The organism is Paucibacter sp. PLA-PC-4 (assembly GCF_026241155.1).
In the GTDB taxonomy this organism is placed as follows: domain Bacteria; phylum Pseudomonadota; class Gammaproteobacteria; order Burkholderiales; family Burkholderiaceae_C; genus Roseateles_E.
On sequence record NZ_JAPFGP010000034.1, the window covers coordinates 1 to 11,154 of the forward strand.

At 65.6% G+C, this 11,154-nt stretch carries 12 protein-coding genes; 3 read left to right on the forward strand and 9 right to left on the reverse strand.

Translation table 11 applies throughout. The annotated features are described in order from the left end of the window. Positions 1 to 148: 148 nt before the first annotated feature. Genes rlmD through surE form a run of 5 tightly spaced genes read right to left on the reverse strand, consistent with a single transcriptional unit; the run spans position 149 to position 5,130 of the window. Positions 149 to 1,504, reverse strand: a complete 1,356-nt coding sequence (gene rlmD, locus OOZ63_RS28015) for a 23S rRNA (uracil(1939)-C(5))-methyltransferase RlmD (protein ID WP_266009058.1) — start codon at positions 1,502 to 1,504, stop codon at positions 149 to 151. Between the two features lie 38 nt (positions 1,505 to 1,542). Continuing rightward, the gene (gene rpoS / locus OOZ63_RS28020) at positions 1,543 to 2,568 is read right to left on the reverse strand and encodes an RNA polymerase sigma factor RpoS (RefSeq protein WP_266009059.1); all 1,026 of its coding nucleotides are present in this window, start codon (positions 2,566 to 2,568) and stop codon (positions 1,543 to 1,545) included. 25 nt (positions 2,569 to 2,593) lie between these two features. Beyond that, on the reverse strand, positions 2,594 to 3,493 hold the full coding sequence (locus tag OOZ63_RS28025) for a peptidoglycan DD-metalloendopeptidase family protein (protein WP_266009060.1): 900 nt from the start codon (positions 3,491 to 3,493) through the stop codon (positions 2,594 to 2,596). 51 nt (positions 3,494 to 3,544) lie between these two features. Further along, positions 3,545 to 4,384, reverse strand: a complete 840-nt coding sequence (locus tag OOZ63_RS28030; protein WP_266009061.1) for a protein-L-isoaspartate(D-aspartate) O-methyltransferase — start codon at positions 4,382 to 4,384, stop codon at positions 3,545 to 3,547. After that, on the reverse strand, positions 4,381 to 5,130 hold the full coding sequence (gene surE / locus OOZ63_RS28035; RefSeq protein WP_266009062.1) for a 5'/3'-nucleotidase SurE: 750 nt from the start codon (positions 5,128 to 5,130) through the stop codon (positions 4,381 to 4,383). The genes OOZ63_RS28030 and surE overlap by 4 nt, the downstream gene beginning before the upstream one ends. Positions 5,131 to 5,222: 92 nt before the next feature. Here surE and OOZ63_RS28040 point away from each other — a divergent pair, with 92 nt between their 5' ends. Together OOZ63_RS28040 and OOZ63_RS28045 are read left to right on the forward strand one after the other, a co-directional pair. Further along, positions 5,223 to 6,200 carry an NADPH:quinone oxidoreductase family protein gene (locus OOZ63_RS28040; protein WP_266009063.1) on the forward strand — a complete coding sequence of 326 codons (978 nt, stop codon included), beginning with the start codon at positions 5,223 to 5,225 and terminating at the stop codon, positions 6,198 to 6,200. Between the two features lie 108 nt (positions 6,201 to 6,308). After that, the gene (locus tag OOZ63_RS28045) at positions 6,309 to 7,064 is read left to right on the forward strand and encodes a LuxR C-terminal-related transcriptional regulator (RefSeq protein ID WP_266009064.1); all 756 of its coding nucleotides are present in this window, start codon (positions 6,309 to 6,311) and stop codon (positions 7,062 to 7,064) included. A 30-nt stretch (positions 7,065 to 7,094) separates the two neighbouring features. On the opposite strand, the gene OOZ63_RS28050 is transcribed toward OOZ63_RS28045, so the two are convergent. After that, positions 7,095 to 7,394, reverse strand: coding sequence for a hypothetical protein (locus OOZ63_RS28050; RefSeq protein ID WP_266009065.1), 300 nt, complete (start codon positions 7,392 to 7,394; stop codon positions 7,095 to 7,097). Positions 7,395 to 7,532: 138 nt separating this feature from the next. Then, positions 7,533 to 7,898, reverse strand: coding sequence for a PXPV repeat protein (locus tag OOZ63_RS28055; protein ID WP_266009066.1), 366 nt, complete (start codon positions 7,896 to 7,898; stop codon positions 7,533 to 7,535). Between the two features lie 295 nt (positions 7,899 to 8,193). Here OOZ63_RS28055 and OOZ63_RS28060 point away from each other — a divergent pair, with 295 nt between their 5' ends. Further along, positions 8,194 to 8,544: a PRC-barrel domain-containing protein gene (locus tag OOZ63_RS28060; RefSeq protein WP_266009067.1), complete on the forward strand. Its 351-nt coding sequence runs from the start codon at positions 8,194 to 8,196 to the stop codon at positions 8,542 to 8,544. Between the two features lie 34 nt (positions 8,545 to 8,578). Here OOZ63_RS28060 and OOZ63_RS28065 read toward each other — a convergent pair whose 3' ends face one another. Then, positions 8,579 to 9,523: a GGDEF domain-containing protein gene (locus OOZ63_RS28065; RefSeq protein ID WP_266009069.1), complete on the reverse strand. Its 945-nt coding sequence runs from the start codon at positions 9,521 to 9,523 to the stop codon at positions 8,579 to 8,581. A gap of 130 nt (positions 9,524 to 9,653) precedes the next feature. Then, positions 9,654 to 11,096 carry an exodeoxyribonuclease I gene (gene sbcB, locus OOZ63_RS28070; RefSeq protein WP_266009070.1) on the reverse strand — a complete coding sequence of 481 codons (1,443 nt, stop codon included), beginning with the start codon at positions 11,094 to 11,096 and terminating at the stop codon, positions 9,654 to 9,656. Positions 11,097 to 11,154 lie beyond the last annotated feature (58 nt).

Below are 11,154 nucleotides of genomic sequence, written 5' to 3' on the forward strand. Positions count from 1 at the left end.
GGAAACAGGCTGCCCTGGTCTCGACTCTGTCCTTGCACGTAGCCCATAAGAACAATGCCCTGCAACTTGCGTTGCAGGGCATTGTCTTCAGGCCTTCAGCTTAGCGTCAGAGTATTGACACGGACTGTGCGGGTCCCGTTTTTCCTTATCAGCGCTCGAAGACGGCGATCGACTCGACGTGGGCCGTGTGCGGGAACATATTCACCGCACTGGCCGCCGTGCAGCGGTAGCCGGCCACATTGACCAGCAGCCCCGCATCACGCGCCAGCGTGGCCGGATTGCAACTGACATAGACAATGCGCTTGGGCGGCGTCCAGCCCGGGGCCAGACTCGGGTCCTGAGCGATATCGGCGACCGCCTTGGCCAGTGCGAACGCACCTTCGCGCGGCGGGTCCACCAGCCACTTGTCAGCCACGCCGTCGGCCGCCAGCAACTCGGGCGTCATCTCGAACAGGTTGCGCGCGACGAAGGCGGTGTTGCCATCCAGTCCATTGCGCTTGGCGTTCTCGCGCGAGCGCTGCACCAAGGTCTCGCTGCCCTCGATGCCCAGCACCTCGAGCGCCTGGGTCGCCAGCGGCAGCGTGAAGTTGCCCAGCCCGCAGAACCAGTCGATCACCCGCTCGTCCTTGCGCACCTGCAGCAGGCGCAGCGCCCGGCCGACCAGCACCGTGTTGATATGCGGATTGACCTGCGTGAAATCGGTCGGCTTGAAGGGCATCACGACGCCGAACTCCGGCAAGCTGTAGGCCAGCTCCGGACCGCCCTCGTCGAGCAGCTTGACCGTGTCCGGCCCCTTGGGCTGCAACCACCATTGCACGCCGCGATGGCTGGCCGCGAACTCACGCAGCTTGGCCAGATCGGAGTCTGGCAGCGGATTCAGGTGGCGCAGGACCAGCGCGATCACCTGCTCACCCATGGCCAGCTCGATCTGCGGCAGCCGGTCGCGCTCGGCCATGCTGGCGATCAGCTCGCGCAGCGGCATCAGCATGTCGCTGACCACCGCCGGCACGACTTTGCAGACCTGCATATCGGCCACATAGCGGCTCTTGCGCTCATGAAAGCCGATCAGAACCTGGCCCTTCTTGGCCACATAGCGGACCGAGAAACGCGCACGATAGCGATAGCCCCAAGCCGGGCCTTCGATAGGCCGCAGCAAGGTTTCTGGTCTGACTTTGCCCAGGTGCCAGAGGTTGTCCTCGACGACCCGTTGCTTCACAGCGACCTGGGCCCCGGTGTGCAGATGCTGCATCTTGCAGCCGCCGCACGCGCCGGCATGCAGACCGAAATTGGGGCAGCCGGGCACGACCCGTTGCGAACTCTCGCGACGCATCGCCACCAGAGTGCCCTGCTCCCAGTTGTTCTTCTTGCGGCCGACGGTGACCTGCACCTCTTCACCGGGCAAAGCGCCCTCGATGAACACCACCTTGCCTTCGGTATTGTGGGCAACGCCCTGCGCTTCCAGGTCCAGCGATTCGACCTTCAGCCATTCGGATTGTTGAGTCATGGCCGGGATTATCCCTGCGGCCGCACTACCCCCCCGCTTCAGAAGATCGCGTCGCGGTCGATGCCGTGCCGCATCATATTGCGCTTGAGCTTGTTGAGCGCCTCGATCTGGATCTGCCGGATGCGCTCGCGCGTCAAGCCCAGCCGTATGGCCAGCACATCCAGGGTCTCAGGCTCGCGGTCACTCAGGCCATAGCGGCCGGCCAGCACCTCGCGCTCGCGCTCGTTCAAGGCCGCCAAACCATGCTCTAGCAATTCTTCCAGCTCGTGACTGAGCCGCAGCCCCAGCGGATCGACTGCCTGCTCGTCGGCGACCAGATCCATCATCGACTCGCCGCCGTCACCGTTGCGATCGACCGGCGAGTCCAGCGAGGTCGGCAGCTCCGCATAGGCCAGCAGCTCCGCGACTTCGGCCAGCGGCCGGCCCAGCACCACCGCAATATCCTCGGCGCGCACCACCGACTCGGCGCCGTGCTGGCTGCGCAAGGCCTCCAGCGCTCGACGCGCCTTCAGCACATGGTTGAGCTCGCGCACGATATGCACCGGCAGCCGCACCAGCCTGGCCTGATGCATCAAGGCACGTTCGATGCTCTGCCGTATCCACCAGCTGGCATAGGTCGAGAAACGGAAGCCGCGCTCGGGCTCGAACTTGCCGATCGCATGCATCAGGCCAAGATTGCCTTCCTCGATCAAGTCGCTCATCGGCAGGCCGCGACCGAGATAGTTCTTGGCGATGCTGACCACCAAGCGCAGGTTGTGCTCGATCATGGCCTGACGGGCGGCGAATTCGCCGGCCCGGGCCCGCACTGCCGTGTCGTACTCCTGCTGCGGCGTCAACAGCGGCGTGCGTCGTATGTCGCGCAGATAGGCCTGCAGCGCATTGCCCAGATCGACATCGGCGGCCGGTGCCGCGCCATTGCGCAAGATCTGGACCTCGTCCCCGTCAGAACCCGCCCCCTCAGCTGCGGCGGCTCCATCCTCGGCCAGCAGCCGCTCCAGATCGGCCGGCGGCGGCAACGGTGGCGCGAGGGGGCCGTTGGACAGATGGGGCGCGGCGCGTTTCATGATGTCAGCACGGCGCCCTCACTCGTTAGCGGGACGGCAGCAGCTTAGCCGGATCGATCGGCTTGCCTTGCTTGCGCACTTCGAAGTGCAGCTTGACCTGGTCGGCATCGCTGGATCCCATCTCGGCAATCTTCTGGCCCTTGCGTACCGCCTGGTCTTCCTTGACCAGCAAGCTTTGGTTGTGCGCGTAAGCCGTCAGGTAGGTGGTGTTGTGCTTGATGATGACCAGATTGCCATATCCGCGCAAGCCCGAACCTGCGTAAACCACGCGCCCGTCGGCAGCCGCCAGCACCGGATCGCCGGCCTTGCCGCTGAACACCAGACCCTTGTTTTTGACTTCGTCGAAACCAGCAGCCACCGCACCGGCGGCCGGCCAGCCCCAGGGCGGCTCATCCTCGGAGCCGGCGGCGACCGGCGGCGTGACCGATGGCGCGCTGGCGGCTGTCGTCGCCGCAGGCGCCGAGGCGACGGTCGCCGGTGGCTTGCCGTCCAGCGGGCGGCTTTCCACCTTGGCGCTCGTGACCGGGCGCGCACTTACCGACGCCGCGTCAACGCTCGGCGTCACCACGCGCAAGACTTGACCCACCTCAATGCGGTTGGCATTGTCAATACCGTTCCATTTCGCCAAGTCGCGCCAGTTCTGGCCGTTGTCCAGCGCGATTCGGATCAGCGTATCGCCGGGCTTGACGGTGTAGTAGCCCGGCTTGCCGGCATTCTCGGCGCCCGGCAGCGGCTTGACCTCTGGCGCGGGCTGCGAGTCAGGACTACCCGAGGGTGCCGCGACCGGCTTGGCCGCGCCATTCATCGGTCGGTCCTCCACCGGCGCACGGTGCTTAGGCGAGGCGCAACCAACGATCAGGGCACAGATCGCGACGACCAGCAGGCCGGCAGGAAATGGGGTGTTGCGGGTAGGGTTCAGTGGCATGCGTATCAGCGTTTGGTGGATAGCCCGGCAGACAGGGCACGGCGGGCGCTCTTACATCACGCCCGATTTTAAAGGCACGAAAAGCACCGCCTCATGAAGCGTGCGGACAAAACGGCTAGCACCTGTTTCCTGAAGATGGTCGACCACCACCAAGACCTGACCTCGACCGCCTGGCGCCTGCATCGGTGCCACCAGCCGCCCCCCTGGCGCCAGCTGGGCCATCCAGGCCTCGGGCAGATCGTCGCCGCCGGCAGCCGCGATGATGCCGTCATAAGGGCCGCTGGAGGCATGACCCAGCCGTCCGTCGCCGTAAATCAGTCGAACACCGCCCAGATTCAGCGTCGCCAGACTGGCGCGTGCCTTGTCGTGCAGCGGCTTGATGCGCTCGATGCTGGTGACCTGGCGCGCCAACCGCGCCAGCACGGCGGCCTGGTAGCCGCAACCGGTGCCGATCTCCAGCACCCGCCCCATCGGCGCGCCGGCCTCCTTGGAGGCGCCGGGGCGAGCCAGCAGCAGCTCGATCATGCGCCCGACCACCGAAGGCTTGGAGATGGTCTGGCCATGGCCGATCGGCAGGCTTGTGTCTTCATAGGCCTGAATGGCCAGCGCGGTGTCGACGAACTCATGGCGCGGCACGCCGGCGAGCGCCTGCAGCACCCGCTCGTCGCGCAGGCCCTCGCGCTGCAGGCGCTGCACCATGCGCAGGCGCACGCCAGCCGAATCCATACCCAAGCCGCTTGGCGCCGCACGCCGGGCAGCGTCGGCGGTGGCCTGCTGCAGGTGGCGCTGCGGCATCAGCAGCTCGCGCACCGGCGCCGCGCCGCGACCACCCAGCTTGTCCAGCGGCAGCGGGAAGCGCTTCTTGGGCGTTTCGGGCGGCGTCGCGCTCATGGGGTCTGGCCCAAGCGCTGGCGCCAGGCAGGCAGCGAGGCGTGGTCGCTGAGATCGACTTGCAGCGGCGTGATGGAGACCATGCCATTCGCGCAGGCGTGGAAGTCGGTGCCTTCGCCGGCCTCGCGAGCATCGCCTGCCGGGCCGATCCAGTAGATCGTCTCGCCGCGCGGGCTCTGCTGGCAGATCACCGGCTCGCTGGCATGGCGCCGTCCCAGACGCGTGATGCGGCGCGGCAGGGCCGCAACATCGGCACGATTGGGCATGTTCACGTTGAGCAGAAAAGCCTGGCCCAGGCCGCCAGCAAGCACCTCCTCTATGAGGGCACGGGCCGCCGCGGCGGCCGCATCGAGATGGCCCCAGCCTTTGTCGACCTGCGAGAACGCGATCGACGGGATGCCGAACAGATAGCCCTCGGTGGCGGCCGCCACCGTGCCTGAGTACAGAGTGTCGTCCCCCATATTCGCGCCGTTGTTGATGCCCGAGAGCACGAGGTCGGGCCGATAGTCCAGCAGACCGGTCAAGGCCACATGGACGCAGTCGGACGGCGTGCCGTTGACATAACGAAAGCCATTGCCGGCGGTGTAAACCGACAGCGGCCGGCCCAGCGTCAGCGCATTGGAGGTGCCGCTGGCATTTTGCTCAGGGGCGATCACATCGATCTGACCCAGGCCCTCGCAGGCCTTGACCAGGGCCGCCAGCCCCGGTGCCAGATAACCATCGTCGTTTGCTATCAAGATACGCATGGTGGCATTGTAGGCATCGCGTCACCTGGGCGACCCCTTGTCTACCCACCCCTGCTTATCATCGATCAACACGGAAAACCGGAGTCCAATCCATGCAAGCCTGGCTGTGCGAAAACCCCGTGGGCGTCGATGCCCTGAACTGGAAAGAAATGCCGACCGCCGAGCCCGGTGCTGGCCAGATCCGCGTGGCGATCAAGGCCGCCAGCCTGAACTTCCCGGACCTCTTGATAGTGCAGGGCAAGTATCAGATGAAGCCGCCGCTGCCCTTTGTGCCAGGCACCGAGTTCGCCGGCGTCGTCGACGCGGTGGGCGAAGGCGTCAAGGGCTTCAAGCCCGGCGATGCGGTGGCCGCGTTTGCGGGCACCGGCGGATTTGCCAGTCATGCCTGCATCCCGGCCGCACTGGCGATGCCGCTGCCGCCGGGCTTTGCCTTCGAGGATGCGGCCGCTTTCATCTGCACCTATGCCACCAGCCACCATGCGCTGCTTGACCGCGCCACACTGCAGCCCGGCGAAACGGTGCTGATCCTCGGTGCAGCCGGCGGAGTTGGCACGGCCGCGATCCAGATCGCCAAGGCAGTGGGCGCGCGCGTGATTGCCGCAGCCTCGTCCGACGAAAAGTGTGCGCGCTGCCTTGAGATCGGGGCCGATGTCACGATCAACTACAGCCGGGGCACGCTGCGCGAGGACATCAAGGCGCTGACCGGAGGCAAGGGGCCCGATGTGGTCTACGACCCGGTCGGCGGCGACTTGGCCGAGCCGGTGTTCCGCTCAATCGCCTGGCGTGGCCGCTATCTGGTGGTCGGCTTCGCGCAGGGCCAGATCCCGGCGCTGCCGCTGAACCTCGCGCTCTTAAAGGGAGCCTCTATCGTTGGTGTGTTTTGGGGCGAGTTCGCCAAACGGGAGCCGCAGCGCAATGCCGCGATGCTCGCTCAACTCGCCGCCTGGTACGCCCAAGGCAAGATCAAGCCGGTGCTGGACCGCGTGCTGCCAATGACGGAATTGCCCGCCGCGTTCGCGCGCATGAGCAGCCGCCAGGTGGTCGGCAAGGTCGTGCTGAGCCAGCCCTGAGCCACACTGAAGCGCTACAGCAACATCTGGCGACGCGTGCCCTGCTTTCGCGGGGCATGCGCGGTCTCGGTTGTGCGCTAGGATGCCGCTGGAGCGGAGCCTCACACCATGGCAGTCAAAGTCCTGATTATTGAAGACAACCCAGTCGCGCGCAGTTTCCTGTGCCGCGTCGTGCGAGAGAGTTTCAGCGATGCAATGGAGATCACCGAAGCTGGCGATCTCGAGGGCGCGCGACGCCATGTCGCCCGCGTGGCGCAGGAGAGCCCCGAAATCGGCTTCAAGCTGATTTTGGTCGATCTCGAATTGCCCGACGGCAATGGCATGGAGTTCCTGGCCGAACTGGCCGGCACGCCCTCGGTCAAGGTCGTCACGACGCTGTACTCCGACGACGATCACCTCTTCCCGGCCCTGCAGTGCGGCGCCGATGGCTATCTGCTGAAGGAAGACCGCTTCGAGGTGCTGGTCGAGGAGTTGCAGCGCATCGTGCGTGGCCAGCCGCCGCTGTCACCGGCGATCGCGCGCCGCCTGCTCTCGCATTTCCGGCCCGGCTCCAGTGGCGACAGTGGCCCGATGAGCCTGAACTCGGCACTGAACTCGGGCTTCAGCCCGCTGTCCTCTAGTGCCGCGCCGCACAGCGGCCGGGGCGTCGTGCTGGACCCGCCGCCCGAATGGGAGCGCCTGACCCCGCGCGAGAACGAGGTGCTGACCTATCTGAGCAAGGGCTTCACGATCAAGGAAATCGCCAACTTGATGGGCATCAAGTGGTTCACGGTCAACGACCACATCAAGTCCATCTACAAGAAGCTCAATGTCTCCAGCCGCGCCGAAGCAGCGGTGCTTGCCAGCAAGCAAGGGCTGGTCTGAGGGCTCTCAAGACTCGCTCAGGCGACCGGCTTAAACATCCACCCACTGAACCAGCAGCGACAGCAGCTGCAGCATCGCGCTCAGCCGCATGAAGGGCATGACCGGGCGCCGACCACCCAGCCCGGCAGCACCCGCCAGCGCGTGCAGCCCGCGGTAGGTCGCAGCCAGCGCCAGCGGCAGCACGAAAGCAGCCGCCCAGTACTGACCGTCATCACGACCGAACAAGGTGTAGGGGTTGCACAGGGCTACCAGGGCCAGAATGGTCAAGTGTTGCACCAGCCGCAGCCGTGTGGGCGCGACCAAGACTTGAAAGCCTGTTGCTTCTTGCATCTCGACTCCAGAAATCGCGCCGAAGGCGCCGTGTCAGGTCCGCCGCCATCTCTGGTCCAGCGGTGTCGAATGATGCAAAGGCTTTATTAAGCGCGTCTTAAGCGATCATGAAACTTGTCACACGGTCGCTCCGCTGATTCAGCGCCCCCAGTCGCCGCGTCGATCGTCATAGCGGTCATAGCGATTGGGTACCCCATCGCCGTCACGATCCCAGGCCGGGTTGTAGAGCCGGTCGCGGCGGTTAGGAATGCCGTCGCCATCGCGATCCCAGCGCCTGGGCTCCTGATAGTGGCGCGAATGATAGTGCCGGGAGGGGTAGACGGGCTCGACATAGACAGGGCGGGGCTGGACATACACCGGGCGGGGCTGGACATAGACCGGCGCATGGCCCTGGCTTCCAATCGTGACCGACCAGCGCACGTCTGGCTCTCGCGCCGCAGCAGCGCCAGCGCACAGCACGCCGACAAGACCGAGACTGGCAATCACCGTGTTTGTGTTCTTCATGAGCATGGACTCCTCTGATGACAGGCAACGATCCGAACTGAATGCTGCCGCCACCACCCAACGAGCGAACAGACGCGCGCGCCGACATACCGACTGTGAAACCGCGTAAAGCTTGTTGCCTGCCATGTATGCGCTTGCGACTACGGTAAGCAGCCGCAACAAACGCGGGCCGTAGGTCCGGTCCTACCTCGCCGTTGGCGCAGCGCCGATGGCGGCTCGCCCGCTGGCGATCAATAGTTGGGTCTCGGGCCTTAAGACATGGTGTCAATGGCCGCCAACAGCAAGGAGGCTCATGATGAGCATCAGCAGCAATCCTGTGATTTCTTCGGACAAGGTCGAAGGCACGGCCGTCTACAACCCCAACGGCGACAAGCTCGGCTCCATCGATGATCTGATGATTGACAAGCGCTCGGGCATGGTTCGATATGCCTCGCTGGAGTTCGGCGGCTTCATGGGCATAGGCACTGATCGCTACCCGCTGCCCTGGAGTCTTCTGAAGTACGACACCGCGCTGGACGGCTACGTCGTCCCGCTGCAGAAGGACCAGCTCGAGAGCGCGCCCCGCTATGCGCAGTCCGACGCCCCGGAATACACGGACGAATACGGCCGCAAGGTCTATGACTACTACGGCGTGAACTGGATGTAAGCGGCCCCAGGCGGGCCATCCTTCAAACAGGGGATCAGCCCGCCAGCTCCTCGAAGCCGCCGTTGGAGACGAACACCCGCACGCTGTCACCGCCCGAGGCCTTGGCCTCGGCGCAGGCCAGCGTGGCAGCGCCGATCACCGACTCGACGGATTCCAGATTGGGCTGCAGCTGCACCACGCCGACACAGGCCTTGACGCGGGTGCGGTGCAAGCCCCAGCGCAGCCGGTAAGCGGCAATCGACGAGCGGATTTTCTCGGCCACGATCTGGGCGTAGTGCTGGTCGCAATCGGGCAGCAGCACCGCGAAATGGTCAGTCTCCAGCCGCGCCACCAAATCGGACGCGCGCACCTTGGTCACCAGCATCTGGCCCAGGCCGTAAAGGAAGTGGTCGGCCACCTCGCTGCCCATGCTGGTCAGCACCTCCTGGAACTTGTCGACGTCAATCCACAACACGGAGACGGGCTCATGGCGGCGGCTGCCGACATGCTCGGCCAACCGGCGCTCGAACTCGCGCCGGTTCGCCAGCTCTGTCAGGGCGTCATGCTTGGCAGTCCAGGTCGGCTGCATGCGCAGTTGGCGCGCGGCCGTCACGTCGTCGATCACCCAAAGCGCCTCGCCGGCCGGCACATCCCAGTGCACCGGTGTGGCCTGCAAGCGGCCCCAAAAGCGCGAGCCGTCCTGGCGCACGTACTCGATCTCCTCGTCCAGCGGCCGCCCGGCCGCGAAGGCCTGCGCCATGCGCTCGAAGACGCCGCTGTGGGCCCCGTCAGAGACATGGACCGAACGGGTTGCCTGGCCGCTGAGATCGGTCTCGTCGCCATGGCCGAACAATTGATTGAAATACTCGCTGACCACCTCAAAGCGCGGCCCCTGAACAAAGCCCACCGCCATCGGCGCACGCACCAGCAGCGCACGCATGCGCGCGGCGATTACATCGTTGGAGCTGCCATCCAGGGGCGGATTTGCTGGGTCTTGCATCGAGGTCTCCTAGGCGCCGGGCGCACCACACGCCACAACTATCGCAGGTGTAACGCGTTTGTGCCTCGCCGGAAACCCCGAACTGCTTGTGATTGGCCGGGTATTTCGGTTGGGGCGCCGAACTCAGGCCTCAGGCCTCTGGGGCAATTTGCTCCGCATAGTCGTAGAGCGCGCCCAAAATGTCCTGGCCCCGCTCATCGGCCGCCTCGCTGAGCTGGTCTACCCGCTCGAAGAAGGCTTGCAGACTCAGCCCGCCGCCCTCGCCTGCATGCAGGCGAGCCGCACAATGAGCCTGCCAGCGCGCGTGCTCCGCCTCGTCCAAGCTGGCTGGGAAGTTGCGGGCGCGGTAGCGGAACAGCAGCTCGTCAAGCCGCGCATCGGCAAACACGGTCTTGCCCTGCGCCACACGCTCGGCCAGTTGCTCGGGGCTCAGCTCGCGCAGGCGCTGCAGCAGGCGCCGGTCCTCGTTGCCAACGAAGCCACCATACAGGTCCTCGTCGACATCGGATGTGCCCGACAGCGCCGGGCGGGCGAACACCTCCCCCCACAGCCCGTCCAGCAGCCGGCCCTGAGTGGCCAGCTGCTCGGCATGGGCCAGACCCTGAGCCATGTCCAGCCCCCAGCGCTGGGCCATGGTCGGCGACAAGGTCTTTAGATTGCCGATCACGACCGGCGACTTGTTGACATGGATGGTCTTGATCGGCAGCCGGCTCACACCCTCGGGCAGTTCCTCCTGCTTGGTAAACAGGCGCTCGCGGATCGCGGCGGCGTTCAGCGTCAGCAGCTCGGCGGGGTCGACCGCCAGATCCCACACGATCAGCTCGTTCTTGTTGCTGGGATGCGGCGCCAGCGGCCAGACCAGCGCGATACAGCCGCGCTCGGGGCCGTACATGCCGGAGATGTGCAAAAAGGGCTTGCCAATACCGATCTCGGTCCAGACCGCGTCCTTTTTGTGCAGCTTCAGGCAGAACTCGAACAGCTTGGGCTGGACCGTCTTGACCAGTCGAGCCAGGGCGATAGTGGCGCGCACATCGGACAGCGCGTCGTGCGCGGCCTCGTGTGCCAAGCCGTTGGCGACGGTCAGGTGCTCGAGCTTGAACGAGGGCCGGCCGTCCTCGTGCGTGGGCCATTGCAAGCCCTCGGGCCGCAGCGCATAAGCGCAGCGCACCACGTCCAGCAGGTCCCAGCGGCCGCAGCCGTTCTGCCACTCGCGCGCATAGGGGTCGATCAGATTGCGCCAGAACAGATGGCGAGTCACCTCGTCGTCGAAGCGTATCGTGTTGTAACCCACACCCACGGTGCCCGGCGCGGCCAGCTCGGCCTCGATCGCAGCGGCAAACTCATGCTCGGGCCGGCCCTGCTCGACGCAGGTCTGCGGCAAGATGCCGGTCAGCAGACAGGCCTCGGGGTCGGGCAAGAAGTCCGGCGCCGGCTGGCAGTAAAGCATCAGCGGCTCGCCGATCTCATTGAGATCGGCATCGGTGCGCACGCCGGCGAACTGGGCCGGGCGATCGCGGCGGGGCACGCGGCCAAAGGTCTCGTAGTCGTGCCAGAAGAAGGAAAACTCATGCATGGCCGGCACGATAACCGATAGCCGGATCACAGCCGCCACGGCGCCATGGTGATAATCG

Excerpts from the sequence above, each read along its gene's own strand:
- rlmD (WP_266009058.1), bottom strand. The coding sequence starts at position 1,504 with ATGACTCAACAATCCGAATGGCTGAAGGTCGAATCGCTGGACCTGGAA.
- rpoS (WP_266009059.1), bottom strand. The coding sequence starts at position 2,568 with ATGAAACGCGCCGCGCCCCATCTGTCCAACGGCCCCCTCGCGCCACCG.
- OOZ63_RS28025 (WP_266009060.1), bottom strand. The coding sequence starts at position 3,493 with ATGCCACTGAACCCTACCCGCAACACCCCATTTCCTGCCGGCCTGCTG.
- OOZ63_RS28030 (WP_266009061.1), bottom strand. The coding sequence starts at position 4,384 with ATGAGCGCGACGCCGCCCGAAACGCCCAAGAAGCGCTTCCCGCTGCCG.
- surE (WP_266009062.1), bottom strand. The coding sequence starts at position 5,130 with ATGCGTATCTTGATAGCAAACGACGATGGTTATCTGGCACCGGGGCTG.
- OOZ63_RS28040 (WP_266009063.1), top strand. The coding sequence starts at position 5,223 with ATGCAAGCCTGGCTGTGCGAAAACCCCGTGGGCGTCGATGCCCTGAAC.
- OOZ63_RS28045 (WP_266009064.1), top strand. The coding sequence starts at position 6,309 with ATGGCAGTCAAAGTCCTGATTATTGAAGACAACCCAGTCGCGCGCAGT.
- OOZ63_RS28050 (WP_266009065.1), bottom strand. The coding sequence starts at position 7,394 with ATGCAAGAAGCAACAGGCTTTCAAGTCTTGGTCGCGCCCACACGGCTG.
- OOZ63_RS28055 (WP_266009066.1), bottom strand. The coding sequence starts at position 7,898 with ATGAAGAACACAAACACGGTGATTGCCAGTCTCGGTCTTGTCGGCGTG.
- OOZ63_RS28060 (WP_266009067.1), top strand. The coding sequence starts at position 8,194 with ATGAGCATCAGCAGCAATCCTGTGATTTCTTCGGACAAGGTCGAAGGC.
- OOZ63_RS28065 (WP_266009069.1), bottom strand. The coding sequence starts at position 9,523 with ATGCAAGACCCAGCAAATCCGCCCCTGGATGGCAGCTCCAACGATGTA.
- sbcB (WP_266009070.1), bottom strand. The coding sequence starts at position 11,096 with ATGCATGAGTTTTCCTTCTTCTGGCACGACTACGAGACCTTTGGCCGC.